General features: G+C 69.6%; 20 protein-coding genes and 1 tRNA gene. 8 read left to right on the top strand and 13 right to left on the bottom strand.

Going from position 1 to position 20,194, the window contains the following annotated elements:
• Positions 1–2: 2 nt before the first annotated feature.
• The 7 genes from ACFWSK_RS20725 to ACFWSK_RS20695 all read right to left on the bottom strand — a co-directional run bounded on the left by ACFWSK_RS20725 (position 3) and on the right by ACFWSK_RS20695 (position 8,957).
• A complete protein-coding gene (locus ACFWSK_RS20725; protein WP_383788141.1) occupies positions 3–686 on the bottom strand; it encodes a hypothetical protein in 684 nt (227 codons plus the stop codon).
• Entirely contained in the window at positions 683–1,105 is a 423-nt protein-coding gene (locus ACFWSK_RS20720) for an acyl-CoA thioesterase (protein ID WP_383788138.1), read from the bottom strand. Before ACFWSK_RS20720 ends, ACFWSK_RS20725 begins: the two co-directional genes overlap by 4 nt.
• Positions 1,106–1,110: 5 nt before the next feature.
• On the bottom strand, positions 1,111–2,775 hold the full coding sequence (ettA, locus tag ACFWSK_RS20715; RefSeq protein ID WP_383788135.1) for an energy-dependent translational throttle protein EttA: 1,665 nt from the start codon (positions 2,773–2,775) through the stop codon (positions 1,111–1,113).
• Positions 2,776–2,974: 199 nt separating this feature from the next.
• Positions 2,975–4,369 carry an LAETG motif-containing sortase-dependent surface protein gene (locus ACFWSK_RS20710; protein WP_383788132.1) on the bottom strand — a complete coding sequence of 465 codons (1,395 nt, stop codon included), beginning with the start codon at positions 4,367–4,369 and terminating at the stop codon, positions 2,975–2,977.
• A gap of 313 nt (positions 4,370–4,682) precedes the next feature.
• Complete coding sequence (locus ACFWSK_RS20705; RefSeq protein ID WP_383788129.1) at positions 4,683–5,144, bottom strand: single-stranded DNA-binding protein; 462 nt, start codon at positions 5,142–5,144, stop codon at positions 4,683–4,685.
• 112 nt (positions 5,145–5,256) lie between these two features.
• On the bottom strand, positions 5,257–7,314 hold the full coding sequence (locus ACFWSK_RS20700; RefSeq protein WP_383788126.1) for a GTPase: 2,058 nt from the start codon (positions 7,312–7,314) through the stop codon (positions 5,257–5,259).
• A complete protein-coding gene (locus ACFWSK_RS20695; protein ID WP_383788123.1) occupies positions 7,311–8,957 on the bottom strand; it encodes an ATP-binding protein in 1,647 nt (548 codons plus the stop codon). Before ACFWSK_RS20695 ends, ACFWSK_RS20700 begins: the two co-directional genes overlap by 4 nt.
• Before the next feature lie 318 nt (positions 8,958–9,275).
• Between ACFWSK_RS20695 and ACFWSK_RS20690 the strand changes: the two genes are divergently transcribed.
• The 5 genes from ACFWSK_RS20690 to ACFWSK_RS20670 all read left to right on the top strand — a co-directional run bounded on the left by ACFWSK_RS20690 (position 9,276) and on the right by ACFWSK_RS20670 (position 13,904).
• Positions 9,276–9,348: transfer RNA gene (locus ACFWSK_RS20690), tRNA-Arg, on the top strand.
• Positions 9,349–9,557: 209 nt separating this feature from the next.
• Positions 9,558–9,791 carry a hypothetical protein gene (locus ACFWSK_RS20685; RefSeq protein ID WP_383788119.1) on the top strand — a complete coding sequence of 78 codons (234 nt, stop codon included), beginning with the start codon at positions 9,558–9,560 and terminating at the stop codon, positions 9,789–9,791.
• Between the two features lie 50 nt (positions 9,792–9,841).
• A complete protein-coding gene (locus ACFWSK_RS20680) occupies positions 9,842–10,984 on the top strand; it encodes a Fic family protein (protein ID WP_383788116.1) in 1,143 nt (380 codons plus the stop codon).
• Between the two features lie 989 nt (positions 10,985–11,973).
• Positions 11,974–13,092, top strand: coding sequence for a phosphate ABC transporter substrate-binding protein PstS (gene pstS / locus ACFWSK_RS20675; protein ID WP_383788114.1), 1,119 nt, complete (start codon positions 11,974–11,976; stop codon positions 13,090–13,092).
• 116 nt (positions 13,093–13,208) lie between these two features.
• The gene (locus ACFWSK_RS20670) at positions 13,209–13,904 is read left to right on the top strand and encodes an ester cyclase (RefSeq protein ID WP_383788111.1); all 696 of its coding nucleotides are present in this window, start codon (positions 13,209–13,211) and stop codon (positions 13,902–13,904) included.
• A 79-nt stretch (positions 13,905–13,983) separates the two neighbouring features.
• Here the strand turns inward: ACFWSK_RS20670 and arsB are convergent, their stop codons facing one another.
• Positions 13,984–15,066: an ACR3 family arsenite efflux transporter gene (gene arsB, locus ACFWSK_RS20665; protein WP_383788108.1), complete on the bottom strand. Its 1,083-nt coding sequence runs from the start codon at positions 15,064–15,066 to the stop codon at positions 13,984–13,986.
• Complete coding sequence (locus ACFWSK_RS20660; protein ID WP_383788105.1) at positions 15,063–15,371, bottom strand: ArsR/SmtB family transcription factor; 309 nt, start codon at positions 15,369–15,371, stop codon at positions 15,063–15,065. Before ACFWSK_RS20660 ends, arsB begins: the two co-directional genes overlap by 4 nt.
• Positions 15,372–15,505: 134 nt before the next feature.
• Here ACFWSK_RS20660 and ACFWSK_RS20655 point away from each other — a divergent pair, with 134 nt between their 5' ends.
• Positions 15,506–15,919 (top strand): arsenate reductase ArsC, encoded by a 414-nt coding sequence (locus ACFWSK_RS20655; RefSeq protein ID WP_383788102.1) that lies wholly within the window; start codon positions 15,506–15,508, stop codon positions 15,917–15,919.
• A gap of 116 nt (positions 15,920–16,035) precedes the next feature.
• On the opposite strand, the gene ACFWSK_RS20650 is transcribed toward ACFWSK_RS20655, so the two are convergent.
• Positions 16,036–16,344 (bottom strand): FG-GAP repeat protein, encoded by a 309-nt coding sequence (locus tag ACFWSK_RS20650; RefSeq protein WP_383788099.1) that lies wholly within the window; start codon positions 16,342–16,344, stop codon positions 16,036–16,038.
• On the opposite strand from ACFWSK_RS20650, the gene ACFWSK_RS20645 reads away from it, so the two are divergent.
• A complete protein-coding gene (locus ACFWSK_RS20645; RefSeq protein WP_383788096.1) occupies positions 16,343–16,531 on the top strand; it encodes a hypothetical protein in 189 nt (62 codons plus the stop codon). The two genes, ACFWSK_RS20650 and ACFWSK_RS20645, sit on opposite strands and share 2 nt — an antisense overlap.
• 63 nt (positions 16,532–16,594) lie before the next feature.
• On the opposite strand, the gene ACFWSK_RS20640 is transcribed toward ACFWSK_RS20645, so the two are convergent.
• Together ACFWSK_RS20640 and ACFWSK_RS20635 are read right to left on the bottom strand one after the other, a co-directional pair.
• Positions 16,595–17,101 carry a pyridoxamine 5'-phosphate oxidase family protein gene (locus tag ACFWSK_RS20640; RefSeq protein ID WP_383788094.1) on the bottom strand — a complete coding sequence of 169 codons (507 nt, stop codon included), beginning with the start codon at positions 17,099–17,101 and terminating at the stop codon, positions 16,595–16,597.
• Between the two features lie 19 nt (positions 17,102–17,120).
• On the bottom strand, positions 17,121–18,572 hold the full coding sequence (locus tag ACFWSK_RS20635; RefSeq protein ID WP_383788092.1) for an MFS transporter: 1,452 nt from the start codon (positions 18,570–18,572) through the stop codon (positions 17,121–17,123).
• 141 nt (positions 18,573–18,713) lie between these two features.
• On the opposite strand from ACFWSK_RS20635, the gene ACFWSK_RS20630 reads away from it, so the two are divergent.
• Positions 18,714–19,637 carry a LysR family transcriptional regulator gene (locus ACFWSK_RS20630; RefSeq protein ID WP_383788089.1) on the top strand — a complete coding sequence of 308 codons (924 nt, stop codon included), beginning with the start codon at positions 18,714–18,716 and terminating at the stop codon, positions 19,635–19,637.
• 54 nt (positions 19,638–19,691) lie between these two features.
• On the opposite strand, the gene ACFWSK_RS20625 is transcribed toward ACFWSK_RS20630, so the two are convergent.
• The gene (locus ACFWSK_RS20625) at positions 19,692–20,147 is read right to left on the bottom strand and encodes a DUF1772 domain-containing protein (RefSeq protein WP_383788087.1); all 456 of its coding nucleotides are present in this window, start codon (positions 20,145–20,147) and stop codon (positions 19,692–19,694) included.
• Between the last annotated feature and the right edge of the window lie 47 nt (positions 20,148–20,194).

The following is a 20,194-nucleotide window of genomic DNA, read 5'->3' as shown; positions in this document are numbered from 1 at the left end:
GGTCAGTGCGTGCTGCCGACCGTCACGGCGAGCGTGCCGAGCCCGGCACCCGGGCCGCGGACGATGACCGAGCCGAAGGGCGTGCGCAGCCGGAGCCAGGGCCCGGAGGCCAGCAGGGTCACCGGGAAGTCAGGGGCGGCGCGCAGGAAGCCCAGGGACTGGGCGGCGTGGACGGCGCGCAGCGGAAGGTGCGTGGTGCCGACCGGGCGCGACCAGATCTCGCGGCCGATCAGATCGCGTTCGGCCCTGGTGCGCCGGTCCTCGGGCAGTGCTTCGTCGCGAGTACGGAACTCCGCGACAGCGGCGGTGAGTTGAGCGCGCAGGGCCATCGGGTCGGGCAGTCCGGGCTGTTCGCGCCAGCCGCCGCGGGGCGGGAGCACTCCCGCCCACGGCGGTCCCGTGACCGGCGCCGGGACGGCGCCCGAGCCGGTCGACTCCTCCAGTGATTCGAGGAGTTCACCGGCGGACACGGTCACATCGAAGGTGTGCGTGGCGGCCAGCCGCGCCGTCCGGATCGCGAGGACCTCGAACGACGGCGGCCGGCCGAACACGGCCAGTGCGCCGCCGCCTGCCTGCAACCGGACGGCGGCCGCCCGGTCGTAGTGGAGCAGCCGGCCGAGGAAGGCGGCGAGATCCGCCGCCTCCCTCGGGTCGGCGAACAGCAGCGACTGCACGGGCACCGTCATACGGCGGCGGGCTCCTCGGCCAGGAACTCCTGGAGGAAGAGCTTCTCCTCGGCGGAGATCCGCCGAGGCCGCTCCTCGGCCAGGTTGTACGGGACGACAACGGTCGACGCCCGTACGTACACCTGGTCCGGGTCCTTGATCTCGTACGCGATCGTGAGCGAAGCGGCGCCTATCTTCGTGACCCACGACTCGACGGTCACCGGAGCGTGCCGGTGGACCAGCGGCCGTACGTAGTCGATCTCGTGCCGGGCCACGACGGACCCGCCCGAGAAGGACGGCGAGCCGTCCCCCGGCGCCAGCCGGAACATGAAGTCGATGCGCGCCTCCTCCAGGTAGCGGAGGAAGACCACGTTGTTCACGTGGCCGAAGGCATCCATGTCCGACCAGCGCATCGGGCAGCTGTAGATGTGACGAGCCAAGACGATCAGCCTCGCGTGAGCTTCTTGTACGTGGCACGGTGCGGGCGGACCGCGTCCGCACCGAGACGCTCGACCTTGTTCTTCTCGTACGACTCGAAGTTGCCCTCGAACCAGTACCACTTGGACTCGCCCTCGTACGCCAGGATGTGCGTGGCGACGCGGTCCAGGAACCAACGGTCGTGGGAGATGACCACGGCCGCACCCGGGAACTCGAGCAGGGCGTTCTCGAGCGAGGACAGGGTCTCCACGTCGAGGTCGTTGGTGGGCTCGTCGAGGAGCAGCAGGTTGCCGCCCTCCTTGAGCGTCAGCGCCAGGTTGAGGCGGTTGCGCTCACCACCGGAGAGGACACCGGCCGGCTTCTGCTGGTCCGGACCCTTGAAGCCGAACGCGGAGACGTACGCCCGCGACGGCATCTCGACCTGGCCGACGTTGATGTAGTCCAGCTCGTCCGACACGACGGCCCAGAGGGTCTTCTTCGGGTCGATGTTGGCGCGGGACTGGTCGACGTAGGAGATCTTGACCGTGTCGCCGACCTTGATGGCGCCGGTGTCCGGCGTCTCCAGGCCCTGGATCATCTTGAACAGCGTGGTCTTGCCCGCGCCGTTCGGACCGATGATGCCGACGATGCCGTTGCGCGGCAGCGTGAAGGACAGGTCGTCGATGAGGACCTTGTCGCCGAACGCCTTCGAGAGGTTCTCGACCTCGACGACGATGGAACCGAGCCGCGGGCCCGGCGGAATCTGGATCTCCTCGAAGTCCAGCTTCCGCATCTTGTCCGCCTCGGCCGCCATCTCCTCGTACCGGGCGAGACGTGCCTTGGACTTGGTCTGCCGGCCCTTGGCGTTGGAGCGGACCCACTCAAGCTCTTCCTTGAGCCGCTTCTGGCGCTTCTCGTCCTTGCGGCCCTCGACCTTGAGGCGCGCCTGCTTCTTCTCCAGGTACGTGGAGTAGTTGCCCTCGTAGGCGATCGCGCGGCCGCGGTCGAGCTCAAGGATCCACTCGGCGACGTTGTTGAGGAAGTACCGGTCGTGAGTGACGGCGATGACGCAGCCCGCGTACTTCGAGAGGTGCTGCTCCAGCCAGTTCACCGACTCGGCGTCGAGGTGGTTGGTGGGCTCGTCGAGGAGGAGCAGGTCCGGGGCCTCGATGAGGAGCTTGCAGAGCGCGACACGGCGCTTCTCGCCACCGGAGAGGTTGGTGACGGGCCAGTCGCCGGGCGGGCAGCCCAGGGCGTCCATGGCCTGCTCCAGCTGGGCGTCCAGGTCCCACGCGTTGGCGTGGTCCAGGTCCTCCTGGAGCTTGCCCATCTCGTCCATGAGCGCGTCGGAGTAGTCGGTCGCCATGAGCTCGGCGACCTCGTTGAAGCGCTTGAGCTTGCCCATGATGTCGGCGGCGCCGTCCTGGACGTTCTCCAGGACGGTCTTCGACTCGTCGAGCTTCGGCTCCTGCATGAGGATGCCGACGCTGAAGCCGGGCGTGATGTACGCCTCGCCGTTGGACGGCTGCTCAAGGCCCGCCATGATCTTCAGTACCGTGGACTTACCGGCACCGTTGGGTCCCACGACACCGATCTTTGCGCCGGGCAGGAAGTTCAGGGTGACGTCATCGAGAATCACCTTGTCGCCGTGCGCCTTGCGCGTCTTGCGCATGGTGTAGATGAACTCAGCCAAGAGAAACCGTCCGGCAGCAATAGAGGTGTGGGCAGATACACCCATCTTGCCTGACGCCTGCCACCGGACGGAAACCAGTCCGCTCCCCATTACCCGCTGTGACGCCTTCCGCCCGGCCCCGAAGACGCGTCGGGCCCGGTACGCGGCTGCGTACCGGGCCCGTCGCGGCGCACGTCAGTACGTGCCCGTGGTCACTCACTCACTCGCTGTCGTCGCCCGGCTTCCTGCGCCGCAGGAGGAGGATCGAGCCGCCGCCGATGACGACGAGGGCGATGGCGACGCCCGCGATGATCGGGGTGGCATTGGAACCGCCGGTCTCGGCGAGGTCGCCCTCCAGTCCCGTGGAACTGGTGCCCGTGGAGGCCGGGACGGGCTGCCTGGCGCTCTGGGTGCCGATGCCGCCCTGGTCACCGGCGGCGGCGCCGGAGGCCGTGACGCAGTCCAGGACGCCCGTGAAGTTCTTCTGCAGGCCGCCGGGCCCGGTGATCGTGAAGTCGTACGCCTGGTCCTCGGCGACCGGGATCGTCACGGTCCTGGTGGCTCCGGCGGCGATGGTGTGCTCGGAGCCCGCCAGCTCGAAGGTGAACGGCGCGTCCCCCTTGTTGCTCGCGGTGATGTCCACGCCGCCCTTGGCGCAGTTCTTCTTCGCGGTGAGGGCTGGAACCGCCCCTGCCTCGGCCCAGGTGGCGGTGGCCGCGGCGGAGACGGTGGACTCGCTGGACCCGGCGAGGATCTGGGTCTGGCTCCTGGTGACACCGGCGAAGACCCGGCCGACCGGCACGGAGGTCGTCGCCTGGACGGTCAGCGCGGCCGAGCCGTCGGCGGCGTCCTTCGGTATGTCGAAGTAGAGCCGCGCACCGTCGGCCGCCGAGGTGACGGGCCTGCCGTCCTTGTCGGTGATCCGCACGCCGCTTGCGGCGTCTGCGGGCGGCGTCAGGGAGACCTGGTCCGCGTTGGTGCGGACGGTGACCGGACCGAGCCGCTCCCCGGCCCGGCCGGAGACCGCGGCGGGCTCCAGAGCCAGGGACGCCCTGGGCTCGGCGGAGGCGGAGGCGTGCTCCGACAGCCAGTCGGCGAGCTTCTCGGCCTGCGGGTCGGCGGCCTCGACGTGCACGTCGTCCGAGTGGCGCCAGATGGCGACCTGCGTTCCGGCGGCCGCCGTCTGCTCGGTGAGCGGCCCGGTGCCCGCCCGGCGGGCCAGGGCCGCGAGGTCGTCGATCCGCGGGTAGGAGTGCTGGAGTATCCAGCGGATCTTCCCGGCGTTCTTGTTGGCCCCGAGCGACGTCTGGTCCCAGGACGTCTCCAGATACTTCGCCTGGTCCTGGGTGGCGTTGTGGATGTCGACGCAGTAGGTCTTGAGCTTGCCGCCACCTTCGACGGTCATCTCGAAGAGACCGGCGGGGATCGTCTGTGTGGTGTTCTTCTCGCCGTTCTCACCCGGGATGCTGAGCACCGCGCGGTCGAAGGTCTTCAGCCCGTCCAGGACCGCGGTCGCGCCACCCTGGTGCTGAGGGGCGCTCCCGGCCGCCGCCCCGGTGGCACCGGCGAGGCTGCCGGCCGCGACGAGACCCGTGACCAGCAGCGTGGAGGCCACTTTGACGAGCCCGCGGGCGCGCCCCCGTACCGAGCTCGTCGCCGAGGCCGCGGACTGCGTGCCGGACGGCGGAGCGGACGCACAGGACCCGGATGATCCGGAAGACGCCGAGAACGCAGAAAACACAGAATTCCCCTCCGGGCGAGAACCTCGCGCTTGGTGCGCGTGTGGGGATTGCCTCGCCAGCAGACTCAAGTGCCCCATGAATACTGAGGAATCCTAAAGACCGGGCGAAGCCCAGTCCCCCGTCTTACGGTCGGACAACCATTCCGACTCGTAATCGTTATCGCTGTATCCGGCATCCGCTGCCCTTTCAGGACACCGACGCCAGCTCGGTGGCTGGTTCCTGACGCTCCGCCGCATCCTCGTCGCCGGCTTCCGCACCCTTCGGCGTGCGGGACGTCAGGGAGGGCTCCGCCCTGAGCACCCGCCTGAACGCCGCCGTCCCCCGCGTCAGGTCGTGGCCCACCGCCACCGCCTCGACGTCGACGAACGTCCGCCGCTGACCGTCCCGTTCCTCCTCGCGCACCTTCAAACGGCCGTGCACGACGAGTGGTTCTCCCACGGAGACGGAGCCGGACAGATTCACCGCGAGCGTGCGCCAGGCCCACACCGTGTAGAAGCTGGTGCGTCCGTCGGCCCAGACCTGCTTCTCGCGGTCCCAGCGGCGCGCCGTCACGGCGAAACGGAATCGCGCCATTCCGCCCGTCGCCGTCTCCCGGAACTCCACACCGGTCGCCGCGTTTCCCACCAGCGTCACAAAGGTGTCGTTCATTCTTCCGTCTCCGTCCAGACTCTGCGTACCGGACCGGTGCACGCTCTGTGCACCGTGTCCCGCACTGATTTCATGCTGGACGGAGAACGGAAATCCCGCTGACGCCTGTGGACTACCGGCCGGTTGTGGAAATCTCCGTCACCGCCACGTACCTCTCCCGCACCTCTCGGTAGCGCGCGAGTTCCGCGGACACCGGGTCGAGGACCCTGGCCCGGCCGCATCCGGCCGCCGCGTCACGCAGCCGCCGCTCCGCCTCCTGCCCGTACCGCCGTGCCGGACCGCGGGCAGCCGCCGCGCAGGACCACTCCACGAGCGGCCCGCCGATGACTCCGGCGAGCATCACCAGGGCCGGTGTCACCAGGCCCGGTTCGAGTACGCCGACGATCTGGCCGAGCAGCCAGAGCCCGCCGAAGATCTGGAGCAGGGTCATCGTCGCCTGCACCAGCACCGCCGCGGGCCACCAGGCCGGACGCGGGGGCTTCGCGGCCCGGCCGAGCGGCAGGCCCGAGCCCCTGCCCGCCGGCTTGGCCCTGCCGGTCTGCGTGTCCTGGCCGGAGCCGCCGGAGCCCCTGCCGCCCGCCGACCGGTTCCGGCCCTCGGCGCTCGCGTTCTGGGCCAGTTCGTCCAGGGCCTCGGGCAGCCCCTTCGCCCCGTTGACCGCCGCTTCCCTGACGGCCTGCGCCCAGGGGCCCGGCAGCCCGGCGGACGCGTCGTCCGCCACGGCCCGTACCGCCTGTTCGACCCGCTGCCGGGCGGTGATCTCCGCCTCCGGCGGGGCAGGGGCCAGGGCCTGGGCCATGCGGTCCAGGCCGCCGAGCTGCCGGGTGGACTCGTACCAGCGCCAGAGCCGCAGCCAGGGTGTCCCGCAGGCCCGTCCGGCATTCCTGCGCCACGCTCGCTCGGCCGCCTGACCGGCGGCCGCCGCACCGACGGCCTCCGCGAGCCGGTCGGTGAACTCCTCCCGAGCCAGTTCGCCGAGTCCGGCCCTCCCCTCGGCGACGTACACGGGCCGGAGCCGCGCGGCCGCCGCGTCGACATCGGCGGAGAGCCGGCGGGCGGCGGCCGTGCGTTCCTGGACGAAGCGGCCGAGCATCTCGCGCAGCTCGGCCATTCCGTCGCCGGTGAGCGCGGACAGGGAAGTGACGGTCGCGCCCGGTTCGCCGTGTTCGCCCAGGGCGATGCCGTCCTCGTCGAGGAGGCGGCGCAGATCGTCGAGGACCAGGTCGGCGGCGTCCCCGGGCAGCCGGTCGATCTGGTTGAGGACGACGAAGGTGACCTCCGCGTGCCCGGCCAGGGGCCGCAGATAGCGCTCATGGAGGGCCGCGTCGGCGTACTTCTCGGGGTCGACGACCCAGATCACCGCGTCGACCAGGGCCAGCACCCGGTCCACCTGCTCCCGGTGCCCGGGCGCCGCCGAGTCGTGGTCGGGCAGGTCGATGAGGACTAGGCCCTGGAGCGCCGCGTCGGCTTCGGAGCCACCCTGCTGCGGCCTGCGCCGCAGCCGCCCCGGGATCGCGAGCCGGTCCAGGAGCCCTGCCGCCCCGTCGGTCCAGCTGCACGCGATCGGTGACGCGGTCGTCGGCCGCCGCAGCCCGGTGTCGGAGATCTGGGCTCCCGCGAGGGCGTTGAAGAGCGTGGACTTCCCGCTGCCGGTCGCGCCGGCGATGGCCACGACGGTGTGCCGCGAGGAGAGCCGCTGACGGGCCGCGGCCTCGTCGAGTACGCGCCCCGCCTCTGCGAGGGTCTCCCGGTCCAGCCGGGCCCGTGACAGGCCGACGAGGTCCCGCAGGGAGTCGAGGCGCTGGGTGAGCGGCCCCGTGGACGGTACGTACGCCTCGACCTGGGTCCCCACGTCGCCGTCCGGCCCGTCCCCGTCTCCGTCACCGTCTCCGTCACCGGCGCCCCCGGCCTCCTCGGACGCGGCGGCCGCACGGCGGGCGATCAGCCCGTCGTCCCAGCGCCCGCCCCGGCTCTCGCCCTTCACCGGGCCCCGCGGCTTCTGCCCCAGGTCGTCCCGCGCCCGGCCGCCCTCGCGCGCCTCCTGCTCCTCGGCCTGCCCGCCCCCGGTCCCGTGCGCCGGGTTCTGGCCCTGGTCCTGGTCCTGGTCCTGACCTTGGTTCCGGCCCTCGTTCTGGCCCTGGTCCTGGTCCTGGTCGGTGACGGCGGTCATTGCTGCACCCTCTCCTTCTGCAGTACGGACAGCGCGGCGATCAGCTCGGCCTGCGGTTCCGGGGCCACGTCCAGGGCGTCGAGCGGTGCGAGCCGCCGGTCCCGCTCCCCGTGCATGACCTGGTCGAGATAGGTGGTGAGCAGGGCGCCGCCCTTGTCACGCAGCCGCAGGGCGCCCTGGGCGCCGATCCGCTCCGCGAGCTGCTCCCCCGCGGTGCGGGCGCGGCGCCCGCCGAGCAGGGCGGCGGCCAGCAGCGCGGCCACGGTCTCGGCGTCGGGGGCGACATTCCGTTCCAGGAGCCGCACCTCCTCCTCGGCCAGCTCTTCGAGCACCCGTCGCCAGCGCCGTACCGCCATCGCGATACGGCCCTGGATGTCCTCGGCCGGTCCCCATCCGCCGGCTTCCCGGCCGGCGTCCTCGAAGCGGAACGCCCCGGAGGCCGGTTCCTTCCGCCACCTCGTGCGGATCTCGTCGTCGGCGGCGGCCACCGCGCACTGGAGCAGCGCCACGAGGCTCTCCACCAGCGCCTCCAGCAGCTCCCCCGCAGAGCTGTCCAGGGGATAGCCGCGCCACCGCGTCCGCGCGTCCCCGGCGAGCACGGCGCCGCTCTGGAGCCTGCGACGGATTCGGTCCGCCTCCTTCCGGTACGCCTCCTCGACGACGCCGGTCAGCCGCACCGAGGCCGCGTACTGCGCGGCGACGGCTGCGGCCAGCTCCGGCATGCGTACGTTCAGCGACCGCATGACCCCGGACGCCGTGCGCCCGACGGCCTGCTGACGGGCTGCCGGGTCCTGGGCGCGGTGGGTGAGCCAGGCCCGCAGGGGGGCCACGGCGGTGGTGGGCAGCAGACCGCTGCCGCCGCCGGCGGACTCGGGCAGCTCGGGGATGGTGAAGCGGGGGAGCTCGCCCAGTCCGGCCTTGGTGAGCAGGGCCGCGTACTGCCGGGAGACCTCGGCGATCACCTGGTGGGGCACCCGGTCGAGGACGGTGACGAGCGAGGCGTCGTACTCCTTGGCCGTACGGAGCAGATACCAGGGCACGGCGTCGGCGTACCGGGAGGCGGTGGTCACCATCACCCACACGTCGGCGGCGCAGATGAGTTCCGCGGCGAGCACCCGGTTCCGTACGACCAGGGAGTCGATGTCGGGCGCGTCCAGCAGCGCGAGACCGCGCGGCAGGCTGACGGCGGTCTCCACCCGCAGGGCCGTGCCTTCGTCGTCCCCGCCCGCGGCACCGAGGTCGTCGAGCCCGTCGGGGTCCCTGACCTGACCCGGCGGCAGCCAGATCCTGGTGAGCTGAGGCAGCACCCGTACCCCGGCGAACCAGTGGTGGTCGTCCGGGTGGCAGACGAGCACCGGCGTCCGCGTCGTCGGGCGCAGCACACCGGCCTGGCTGACCCGGCACCCCACGAGGGAATTCACCAGCGTGGACTTCCCCGCTCCGGTGGAACCGCCGATCACCGCGAGCAGCGGAGCCTCGGGGTCCTTGAGCCGTGGCAGCAGATAGTCGTCGAGCTGCGCGAGCAGTTCGACCCTGGTCTGCCGGGCCCGTTCAGCCCCCGGGAGGGGCAGTGGAAGACGCACGGCGGCGACACGGTCGCGCAGGGCGGAAAGTGCGTCGATGAGCTGAGGCCGTACGTCCATGGTCACCACATGCGAAGAATGCCCAATTTTGGCGCCTTTTTGAAGCGTATAGGCACCTCTGCGCGGCGGTTCCACTCTGGGGGACAGAGGGGACGAGTGGGACGCAGGCATAACGAGTGCACAACACCCGGGGCGCGAGACGTCAAAAGCGGTGCACGAATCGCACCTACCTGCGATTATCGGTTCGCTTCACTGAACCTCCACATCGTGTCACGCAGGTGAAGCAGCCGGGTCGGGGTGATCGGAGCCCTATCCTTGTCCCGGCAAGGTCAGGACCGGCCGGAACGGACCCGCCCACAGGGCCCCGGGCCACCACCTGCCCCCGTAGCTCAGTGGATAGAGCAGGCGCCTTCTAAGCGCTTGGCCGCAGGTTCGAGTCCTGCCGGGGGCACATGTTTATGCAGTTCAGAGGCGGTTTTGAGCCCTTCGCGAGATCACTTGCGGAGGGCTTTTTCATTGAGCGGCGCCCGCTCTGTTCTTCGCCACCGGCTCGAACTGCCCCACGCCAGTCCTTGCGCCACCCCACGCAAGTGCATTCAGCCCGCAAAGTGAGCCGCCCGATGCGGATGCGGCCATTGGGCCACGTGAGGGCGGGGAGCCATGCCAGAGCTTGGACGGGCCGCGGGGGGCCAGTTCGGGGAGCGCGAAAAGCAGGCGCTCGATGAGGGGGTGGTGATCGCCGGCTGGGAGGGAAGTTTCCTTCCGCCCGCAAGCGCGGTCACGAGGGGGAGGTCGCGCCGGGCCAACGTCAACACGGTCGGCTGCACGCGCGGCCGGATCCGCGAGGCGTTCAAGATCCATCTCGGCAAGAACGCTCCGTCAACGGTGATCTGATACAGCCATTCACGCTTGACTCCATGACACAATTATCATGTCATGGAGACATGCTGTATGCGACTCCCTCCCTGAACGCCGACGACCGGCGGGCCCTCGACGAGATCGAGAGCATGCGCCGCGCCTTGAACCACATGCTCCGGGCCACCCCTCGATGGACCCGCCAGCTGCGCCGTAACCTCACCGCCCGTGCGATCGCCGGATCGAACACCATCGAGGGATACGCCGCGACGGTCGATGACGTGGAAGCCCTCATCTCCGGCGAGGAACCCCTTGAGACCGGGGAGAAGACGCGTGCCGAGCTGGAGGGCTACCAGCGGGGCATGACCTACATCCAGGCCCTCGCCGACGCCGGTGACGATTTCCGGTACGACGCCGGCCTGCTCAACGGCCTGCATTTCATGCTGCAGGGCCACCACCTCGACAAGCGCCCCGGCCGCTGGCGTGATGGCCCCGTCTACGTCACCAGCCCCGACGACCCCCTCGTGCCCGCCTATACCGCACCCGACAAGACGGACGTTCCCGCTCTGATGTCGGAGTTCATCGACTGGCTCAACGAGGGCGATCTCGACGCCCCCGTCCACGTCCGCGCTTCCATGGCCCACCTCAACCTCGTCAAGATCCACCCGTGGAAGGACGGCAACGGGCGAATGTCCCGCGCTCTGTCCACCCTCGTGTTCTCCCGCGAGGCCCTGATGCCACCCGAATTCTCCTCCATCGAGGAGTGGCTCGGCCGGGGGCAGAACACCTACGCCTACTACCAGGTCCTAGAAAACGTGGGCGGCCCGCGCTGGAGTCCGGAACGGGACACCCGGCCCTGGATCCGGTTCTGCCTGACTGCCCACCACCGCCAGGCCCAGCAGGCTCAGCGGCGCTTCGATGTCATGTCGCGGGCCTGGACCCGTCTGGTCGAAGGTGTCGAAGCAGCTGGCCTGGATGAGCGGGTGGTCTATGCCCTGCTCCCCGCCTTTTCGGACGCGAAGGTCCGCCGCACCGTCTACCAGCAGGACGCGGACCTCAGCGACCAACAAGCCATCCGCGACATCCGTGAGCTCGTGGCCCGTGGCTGGCTCGTCCCCCACGGCAAGGCCCGGGCCCGCCACTACGCCCCCGGCCCTCTCATGGACCCGGTCCGGGAAGAGGTCCGCCAGTCCATGGAGCCGTACACGGATCCCTACCGGCGTGCTCAATGACCTTGCGCGTTCCTGCCGCAACTGAGTCGTACTACGCCGCCGCGGCTTCCAGCGCTGAAAGGTCTTGTGCTGCCTCGATGCGGGGGTGAGGCACCCATGGAGCTCTGCTCATCGCGGCCACCCGATCCAAACGGTCAGGTTGCCCGAGGAGTTGCTCATCCGCATACATCCACCGGGCGCCTGCCTCTGAGGGAAGCCGCTTGGCAATGAAACTCTGGGTGGCCTCGTGGTAGTAGATCAGGTCCGCCCCGAGCCGAGCTTCCACCGGCGTTGCGTTGATGTTCGCCACCTCGATGCGGCTGCCGAGATGTTCGAAGACATGGATATCGCAGCGGAACGACGCCCCGGTGGCATGGCCTCCAGGAGATCTTGACGCGATGCCTTTTCGCCTGCGGCACGCCCTGGTGACAACCCCAGGCCGTCACTCAATGCCCTCGAGGGCAGACGCATCACTGGCCTGTCAGGGAAAGGGGCACCCTGCGGGGCTCATCAGTAAATCCGTGGGCGAGCGAATGGCTCGCCCCTTCCGGCACGACCGGAGCTCTCCACATCGAACGCCGCATCGGTATCGAGCGGGCCGTCGCCGCTCGGACCACGGACATCGGGGCAAGTCTGCGGAGTATGTGACAGAGGCCGAGAGGCAGGCGCCTTCTAAGCGCTTGGCCGCAGGTTCGAGTCCTGCCGGGGGCACTCTTCCGTCCAGCCCATGCCAGGCCCTCCTCCGGGAGGGCCTTTTTGTGAGCCAGGGGCACGCTGGCGAGTCCGGCGCAGAGAGGACGTAAAGCCGCGCCGAGCGACCCCGGCGGCACGGCGGGGTCGGCCAACTCGCTTACGCAGGAGGCGACTTACCTAAACATCGCCGGGGCGACGTCTGTTGTTCGTCCCCGTGCCACCTACGGCCTCTCCATACCCGGCAAGCATCTACGCAGTGGGTCGGCGGTGGTACGAGGCGCGGCCCTTCGTCCGTGGGTGTCACGAGGGGGAACAGCGTGCAGTTCCGACGTGTGGGACGGGCGGGCCGGGGGCGGGCGGCGGCCTCCGTGGTCGTGGGGGCGCTGCTCCTCGCGGGCTGCGGCAGCCACGGGGCCGATGACGCGGCGGCGCCGAAGGAGCCCGTGCCGGACATCGCGTGCGCCGAGGGCGGTCAGGTGCGCGGGTCGGGGTCCACGGCTCAGCAGAATGCGATGAGCCGCTGGATGCAGCAGTACCAACTCGCCTGCCCCGAGGTGCAGCTCGTCTACAACCCGCTCGGGTCGGGGGCGGGTGTCGCCCAGTTCCAGCGGGGAGCGAGCGCGTTCGGGGGTACGGACGAGGCGCTGAGCCCGGAGGACGTGGAGGGCACCAGGGAGGTGTGCTCCGGCGGGCAGGCCATCGATCTGCCCATGGTCGGCGGTCCCATCGCGATCGGATACAACGTGCCCGGGGTGACCGGCCTGGTCCTGGACGCTCCGACCCTCGCCCGGATATTCGATTCCCGGATCACCCGGTGGAACGACCCCTCGATCCAGCGCCTCAACCCCGGTAAGAAGCTGCCGGACCTGGCCGTGGTCCCGTTCCACCGTACGGACGACTCGGGCACCACGCAGAACCTGAACGCCTATCTCAAGGGCGCCGCGCCCACCAGGTGGCCGTATCCCGCGGGCAAGAAGTGGCAGGCCCGGGGCGGCGAGTCGGCCAGCGGATCGGACGAGGTCTCCTCGACGGTGATCCGGACCGATGGCGCGATCGGCTACTTCGAGCTGTCCTTCGCCGTCAAGCGGAAGATCGACACCGTACGCATCGCCACGGGAGCCGCGGAACCGGTCGCGCCGAGTACGACCAGCGCTTCGGTGGGCATCGCGGAGGCGAAGATCGCCGGTACGGGGAAGGACCTGACGCTGCGGTTCGACTACGAAACGTCCGCCGAAGGCGCGTACCCGATCGTCCTGGTGACGTACGAGATCGTCTGCGACACGGGCAATCGGGCCGACAGCCTCCCGGCGCTCAAGTCCTTCCTCACCTACACCGCGAGCGAGGAGGGCCAGGAACAGCTGCACTCGATCCACTACGCGCCGCTGCCGGACTCCGTGGCGACCGAGGTGCGCGAGGTCGTCAGCTCCCTTTCCTGACCCGCGCGCAGGCCCGTGCCCAGCGGTCTGCCAACACGTCGTGCAACCCGGGCCGGACATATCCTGAAAGGGCTCGAAGCTCTCCGATCAGAACTCTCCGATCAATGGGAGGCGTCATGACATTCGTGCAGGTCATCGACTGCAAAACGAGCAGGGCCGAAGAGTTGAACAGGTTGATGGACGACTGGGTCGATGCGACACAGGGCAGGCGGACAGCCACACACTCGATCGTGGGACGTGACCGCGCCGACGCCACACACGTGGTGGAGATCGTGGAGTTCCCCTCGTACGAGGAGGCGCAGAAGAACTCGCACCTGCCGGAGACCGACCGGATATTCCGGGAGATGGTGGCCCTGTGCGAGGGCGAGCCGTCGTTCACGGACCTCGACGTCGTGCGGGACGAACAGCTGAACAAGATCGTGGTCCGCGGGTTCTTCGACGACGTGATCAACGCGAGGAACATCGAAGCGATGGACGCGATGTGCACCGCCGGCTACCGGGAGCACGACCCGTCGCTGTCTTCGTACGACGTGGGGCTCGCGCAGACCAAGGTCGAGAACCGGAAGATCCTCGAGGCGTTCGAACCGGAGGCCACGATCGAGAGCCTGACCGCCGAGGGGGACCTGGTGTGCGCACGACTGTCCTTCAAGGGGCGTCACGTGGGCGCCTACCAGGGCATGGAGCCCACCGGCCGGGAGGTCTCGGGGACCGGCCACGCGACCTTCCGCTGCGAAGGCGGCAGGCTCGCGGAAGGCTGGTGGAACTTCGACGACCTCGGGCTGATGCGACAGCTCGGTGCGATCGAGGGCTGATCCGCGTCGGCCGTCCGTCCGCCCGTCCGCGGCGGCCAGGCCCGCCTGGCCGCCGCCGATCACCCTTGAGCCGTGCTCATCAGGCCGGGGTCGTGAACTTCTTGCGCCAGGCCAGGGACACGTAGACGAGCGCGACCAGGACCGGGACCTCGATGAGCGGGCCGACGACGCCGGAGAGCGCCTGGCCGGACGTCACGCCGAAGGTGGCGATGGCCACCGCGATGGCCAGCTCGAAGTTGTTTCCCGCCGCTGTGAAGGCGAGCGTCGCCGTGCGGTCGTAGTTCAGACCGATGGCCTTGCCGAGCAGGAACGTGCCGAACCACATCACGGCGAAGTAGACGAGCAGCGGAAGCGCGATCCGTACGACGTCCACCGGCTGGGACGTGATGGTCTTCCCCTGGAGCGCGAAGAGGATGACGATCGTGAAGAGCAGGCCGTAGAGGGCCCAGGGGCCGATCTTCGGGAGGAACGCGGCCTCGTAGGACTCGCGGCCCATCTTCTTCTCGCCGAAGCGGCGGGTCAGGAAGCCCGCCACCAGCGGGACACCCAGGAAGATGACGACGTTGAGCGCGATCTTCCACATGGAGATGTCGAGGTGTTCGCCCTCGCCGAGGCCGAGCCAGCCGGGCAGCAGGTCGAGGTAGAACCAGCCCAGTACGCCGAACGCGATGACCTGGAAGACGGAGTTGAGTGCCACGAGGACGGCCGCCGCCTCGCGGTCGCCGCACGCGAGGTCGTTCCAGATGATGACCATGGCGATGCAGCGGGCCAGGCCGACGATGATCAGGCCGGTGCGGTACTCGGGGAGGTCCGGGAGGAAGATCCACGCGAGCGCGAACATGAGCGCCGGGCCGAGGATCCAGTTGATGACCAGCGAGGAGATCATCAGCCTGCGGTCACCGGTGACGGCGTCGAGCTTGTCGTAGCGGACCTTGGCGAGGACCGGGTACATCATGATCAGCAGGCCGACGGCGATGGGCAGGGAGATTCCGCCGATCTCGACCTTCGCCAGGGCGTCGTTCAGCCCCGGGATCAGCCGGCCGAGCCCCAGGCCGAGGCCCATGGCGAGCAGAATCCATACGGCGAGGAAGCGGTCGAGGGTCGAAAGCTTCGCGACGACCGAGGGCTGCTCGGGCGGCGCGGTCGCTTGGGTGGGGGTCACGGACAGGCCCTCTTGTTCTCGGCAGCGGAACGAGCGGAATCGGCCAGGTCGGCGAACTGGCCGGCGAGCTGGGCGATGACGTCCGGGCGCAGCCTGTAGTAGGTGAAGCGGCCGCAGGGCTCGGTCTCCACCACACCGGCCTCACGCAGCACTCTCAGATGGTTGGAGAGGTTGGTCTGCTTGGCACCGGTCTCCTCGACCAGGTGCGTGGTGCAGAGCGTTTCGCGGGCCAGCAGGTTCACGATCTTGAGCCTGAGCGGATCGGCCAGCACCCGGATCAGTTCAGTGTCGACTGACGTCATCATGGACTGATACTGTCACATCAATGGTGACTGACACCACCAGGTGCTGATATCACCTGGGCCTGATCCGCCATGGGGCGCGCCTGATCCCGCCATGGGGCGCGCCCGATCCCGCCGTGAGACGAGAGAGCCCTCCCATGTCCGAGAAGCCGTCCGTGCTGTTCGTCTGTGTCCACAACGCCGGCCGCTCGCAGATGGCCGCAGCCTGGCTGTCGCACCTGGCCGGTGACCGGGTCGAGGTCCGCTCCGCCGGTTCCGCTCCGGCCGGCCAGGTCAACCCCGCCGCCGTCGAGGCCATGCGTGAGGTCGGCATCGACATCACCGCCGAGACGCCGAAGATCCTGACCGTCGACGCGGTCAGGGCATCGGACGTCTGCATCACCATGGGCTGCGGCGACACCTGCCCCGTCTTCCCGGGCAAGCGGTATCTCGACTGGACGCTGGAGGACCCCGCGGGCCAGGGGGTCGAGTCCGTACGGCCGATCCGCGACGAGATCAAGAAGCTCGTCGAGAACCTCATCGAGGAGATCGCCCCGGAGCAGTCCGCCTGAGCGACCGGTCCGGGACGAAGGGGTCGGCGCGCCGCGCGGCACCTCGCGCGAAACGAACCGTGGGGAGCGACGGAGCCGGTCGCTCGCCACGGTTCGATTCCGCTACCGCGCCGCCGTCAGCGGCCGAAGGACGCCCCCAGGGCCGCCTTCACGGCGACCGTTCCGAGCGTCGCGTTGTTGATGGCCGACGAGCCCGTGACCGTGGTGCCGGCCGTGGTGGCCGGGAAGAACCAGAGGGCGCCCGCGCCCTCGTCCTCGCCCGGGGCACCCACCGCGAGCTCCGCGCGCCCGTCCTTGTCGCCGTCGACGAAGGCGGCGGCCCCACCGAACCTGTCGTTCGGCTCGGCGGCTCCGGCGACGCCCGCCGTGTCCTGGTTGAAGCCCTTGGTCCCGGTACCCGTGGGTCCGGTGGAGGTACCGGGCATGACGACGATCCCTCCCGCGCGCTGGACCGTTTCGAGGGCCTCGCGGGCGCAGGATGCCCTGCGCTTCTACCGACGGGCCGGCTGGCACCAGGTCCCCGCGCCGGTGCCCGGCAGGGCGGGCCTCACCGTCCTGCTGGGGCCCCGGCATCCCGGGCGCCCCGACGTCTCTCGGCCGGACGCCTCCTGACGGGACTTCGGGACGTGGGGACGGCTCCGCCGGAGCGAGGCCGTCCCTACGTCCCACGGGGGTTCAGGCGACGAATTCAGCAGCAGCCTGGTCCTGCTTCCGCCACAGCGTGCTGCGCAGATCGGAACCGCGGACGAGCTGTATGCGCCAGGGATCGATCCGCAGTACGTGGTAGCCGGGATCGTCGGGCCCTCCACGCCAGTAGTGGATCGGGTCGTAGCCCACACCCGGCGGGCCGCCCCGCTGGTACACGTCCCACGCGTGAAGCTTGGCCTCCTCGTCGTCGGCCCAGGTGGAGACACTGTCCACGAAGACCGCGTTCTGACGGGGATTCCAGTACGAGTACGTCGTGTGGGGGTTGCCCGCGAGGTGCGCGCTCTTGACCGGGGTCCGGTACGCGGCGAGCCAGCCGACCGGCTCGCCGTCGACGATCTCCCACACGGGCAGCAGCACGCGGGCGCGCGGGCGGTGCTGACGGTCGACCGTGACCATGGTCGCGTACTTGATGTCGCGGATGTAGTCGAGGAAGGAGTCCTGGATCTCGGAGAACTCGCTGACGGTGTCGGCCATGAGTCCGTCCTTTCGGGAATCAGTGGGAGACGGGGATGTCGGTACGTCCGGCGACGGCGTCCACCGAGGCGGAGTGCGCGGCGCCCCGACGGGAGCGCAACCCGAACGCGCTGATGGCGGCGGCGAGGACGGCTGCCGCGAACGGGACGAGCAGACCGGTCCGGTATCCGTCCAGCAGCGCGGCAGGAGTCTCCCCGTGCGTGGCGGCCACGCTGACCGCGGTGACCGCGGAGAGCCCGAGGGCGGCACCGAACTGGAAGGCGGTGTAGAGCAGACCCCCCGCGAGCCCCTGCTCCTCCTCCGCGATCCCGTCCGTGGCCACGATGGTGAGCGGGCCGTACGCCAGGGAGAACGCGAGGCCGAGGATGATCAGGCTCGGGAACATCGCCGCGTAGCTCCAGTCCGCTCCCAACGGGAGGAACAGTCCGTAGGAGAGCACCGCCAGCAGGAGCCCCCCGAAGATCACCTTGGCGTTGCCGAAGCGGTTGACCAGCCGTGGGGTGAGGGTCGGCGAGAGAATCGCGTCGACCCCGATGACCAGCATGGCGAAGCTCGTCTGCAGCGTCGACCAGCCGCGCAGTTCCTGGAGATACAGCACCACCAGAAACTGGAAGCCGAAGAACCCGGCGGCGAACAGCATCGCCGAAAGGTTCGCCCGCACCAGGGAGCGGTTGCGGAAGATCCCCAGGCGCACCAGGGGCTCGGCGGAGCGCCGTTCGATGACGAGGAAGGCCGCGAGGAACGCCAGCCCGGCCAGCAGGGTGCCGGCGCTCGAGGTGATCCCGGCGTGGGCCGCACGCTCGACGCCCAGCACGATCAGCACGAGGGCAGCGGTGACGGTGAGCGCGCCTGCGGCGTCGACGCGCTTTCCTGTTCTGTCCGGGCGCTCCGACTTGGGGACGAAGGCGAGGGCGGCGACGAGGATGAGGAAGGAGAGCACGACCGGGGCGAAGAAGACCCAGCGCCAGCCGATGGCGGTAAGCAGCCCACCGGCGACCAGCCCGACCGTGAAGCCTCCCGCGGCGGTGCCCGAGTACAGGAGCAACGCCTTGTTCCGCTCCGGCCCTTCGGCGAAGCCCGTGGTGATGATGGACAGACCCGCCGGGGTCATGAAGGCCGCGGCGACGCCCGTGACGAACCGGGCGACGATCAGCATCCACCCTTCGGTGGCGAATCCGCCGAGCCCGGAGAACAGCAGGAAGACAGTGAGCCAGAAGACGAACATCTGACGGCGTCCGAACAGGTCGGCCGCCCGCCCGCCGAGGAGCATGAAGCCGCCGTAACCGAGTACGTAGGCGCTCATGACCCACTGCAGGTCACCGGTGGAGAGTCCGAGGTCGGCGCGGATCGACGGCAGCGCCACATTGAGCATGGCGACATCGATGCCTTCAAGGAAGATCGCGCCGCACAGCACGAGCAGGACACCCCACTTGCGCGTGTCCAGCCCGCTCGACGTACTCAAGGCACTCATGACGATGAACCCCTTCCGGAGTGGTGGGTGTTGGTGATGCCTCAAGCTTTCGCCACGCCCCGGACGGGAACAACAGCGATGATCGCAACGTTCGGACAGCCAGGCTTACCGATCCGTGGCCCGCGCGATTCCGGAGACCCCATGGACCAGAACGAACTCGATTGCTTTCTCGTACTCGCCGAGGAGCTGCACTTCGGCCGGACAGCCGCCCGCCTGCGCCTCTCCCGCGCCCGGGTGAGTCAGCTCATCCAGAAACTGGAACGCCGCGTAGGTGCGCCTCTGTTCACGCGCACGAGCCGCAGTGTGGCCCTCACCGGTCTGGGCAGCCGTCTCCGTGACGACCTCGAACCCCACTACCGCGGCATCGAGGACGCCCTTGCGCGTGCCGTCGCGTCGGCACGTGGCATCGAGGGAGTCCTGCACGTCGGATTCTCGACACCCCTGGCCGGTGAGATGGTGATGAAGGCGACCGAGAAGCTGCGCACCACCCATCCCGAACTCGACGTCGAGGTGTGCGAGGTGCCGCTCTCCGACCCGTACGGAATGTTGCGCAAAGGCGACTTCGACCTCCAGCTGACGGATTTCCCGGTGCATGAGGACGACCTGACCCGCGGACCGACGCTCCTCGTGGAGGACAGGGTGCTGGCAGTCGCCGCCGGGCATCCCCTGGCCGTACGGGACACGGTGACGCTCGAGGACCTGGCCGGCGTGCCGTTGCTGACGATCGCGGGAGACATTCCGGAGTACTGGCTGGAGCATCAGCTGCCGACGCGCACACCCAGCGGCAGGCCGATCGGGCGGGGCCCGTCCGTCACCAACTTCCAGGAGGCGCTGACGCTCGTCGCGGGCGGCAAGGGGGCCTTACTGGCAGGGGCCCATATCGCGCTGTACCACGGCAGGCCCGGTATCTCCTACGTCCCGGTGGAGGGAGACAACCCCCTTGGGTACAGCTTGATGTGGCGGTCCGGCGGTGGCAGCCGGGCGATCGAACTCTTCGGTCGCATCGCCCGCGAGATCGCACGGGACATGGCTCCGGCCGATCCCAGGAGAGCGATACCCGGCTGATCACCCTGCCCCTTGTCCCGCACGGGCCCGGGCCGCTCGCGGACCGGCGTCGGGCTACAGAGCCACCGCGGCCAGCAGGGCGAACGAGGCGAAGGAGAATACGGTGCGGACCCGGTGGAGGCGGTTCCAGCGGGGCTCGAACGCCGCCCTGGCCGCCTTGTCGTCACCACCCTCGGAGGCGGCCAGCGCGTTGTTCAACGGAATGTTCCCGATGATCGTGATCGCGTGGCTGATGACCGAGCAGGCCAGCGCACCCGCGGCGAGCAGCCGCTCGCCGTCCCCGCGCTCGCCGGACGTGAGGAGCGCGGCGGCCGGGAAGACGATCACGCCCAGGAAGACGACCAGGAAGCCCGGTCCCGGCACCTTCTCGTTGAACCGGCGCATCGCGGCCGTGAACATGCCGTCCGGCAGCGCGCCGAGCCCGGGCATGATCGCGAACAGGAAGGTCAGCATGAAGCCGGCGTAGAGGCCTGTGGTGAGCACGGCGGCCATCATGAAGGAGGAGAACATGGCGCCCATCATGACGTGCAAGTGCGTGCGGCGCGCGGCCTTTCCGC

It is taken from the genome of Streptomyces sp. NPDC058620, from assembly GCF_042717135.1.
Lineage (GTDB): Bacteria > Actinomycetota > Actinomycetes > Streptomycetales > Streptomycetaceae > Streptomyces.
The sequence above is the reverse complement of the archived record's forward strand: the minus strand, read 5'-3'. Positions and strand labels throughout refer to the sequence as shown.

Coding starts and splice junctions, on each gene's coding strand:
- ACFWSK_RS20695 (WP_383788123.1), bottom strand. CDS start 8,957: ATGGACGTACGGCCTCAGCTCATCGACGCACTTTCCGCCCTGCGCGAC.
- ACFWSK_RS20670 (WP_383788111.1), top strand. CDS start 13,209: ATGACATTCGTGCAGGTCATCGACTGCAAAACGAGCAGGGCCGAAGAG.
- ACFWSK_RS20705 (WP_383788129.1), bottom strand. CDS start 5,144: ATGAACGACACCTTTGTGACGCTGGTGGGAAACGCGGCGACCGGTGTG.
- ACFWSK_RS20630 (WP_383788089.1), top strand. CDS start 18,714: ATGGACCAGAACGAACTCGATTGCTTTCTCGTACTCGCCGAGGAGCTG.
- ACFWSK_RS20685 (WP_383788119.1), top strand. CDS start 9,558: ATGCCAGAGCTTGGACGGGCCGCGGGGGGCCAGTTCGGGGAGCGCGAA.
- ACFWSK_RS20680 (WP_383788116.1), top strand. CDS start 9,842: ATGCTGTATGCGACTCCCTCCCTGAACGCCGACGACCGGCGGGCCCTC.
- ACFWSK_RS20725 (WP_383788141.1), bottom strand. CDS start 686: ATGACGGTGCCCGTGCAGTCGCTGCTGTTCGCCGACCCGAGGGAGGCG.
- ACFWSK_RS20700 (WP_383788126.1), bottom strand. CDS start 7,314: ATGACCGCCGTCACCGACCAGGACCAGGACCAGGGCCAGAACGAGGGC.
- ACFWSK_RS20655 (WP_383788102.1), top strand. CDS start 15,506: ATGTCCGAGAAGCCGTCCGTGCTGTTCGTCTGTGTCCACAACGCCGGC.
- ACFWSK_RS20645 (WP_383788096.1), top strand. CDS start 16,343: ATGACGACGATCCCTCCCGCGCGCTGGACCGTTTCGAGGGCCTCGCGG.
- ACFWSK_RS20635 (WP_383788092.1), bottom strand. CDS start 18,572: ATGAGTGCCTTGAGTACGTCGAGCGGGCTGGACACGCGCAAGTGGGGT.
- ACFWSK_RS20660 (WP_383788105.1), bottom strand. CDS start 15,371: ATGATGACGTCAGTCGACACTGAACTGATCCGGGTGCTGGCCGATCCG.
- ACFWSK_RS20625 (WP_383788087.1), bottom strand. CDS start 20,147: ATGTTCTCCTCCTTCATGATGGCCGCCGTGCTCACCACAGGCCTCTAC.
- ACFWSK_RS20650 (WP_383788099.1), bottom strand. CDS start 16,344: ATGCCCGGTACCTCCACCGGACCCACGGGTACCGGGACCAAGGGCTTC.
- ACFWSK_RS20640 (WP_383788094.1), bottom strand. CDS start 17,101: ATGGCCGACACCGTCAGCGAGTTCTCCGAGATCCAGGACTCCTTCCTC.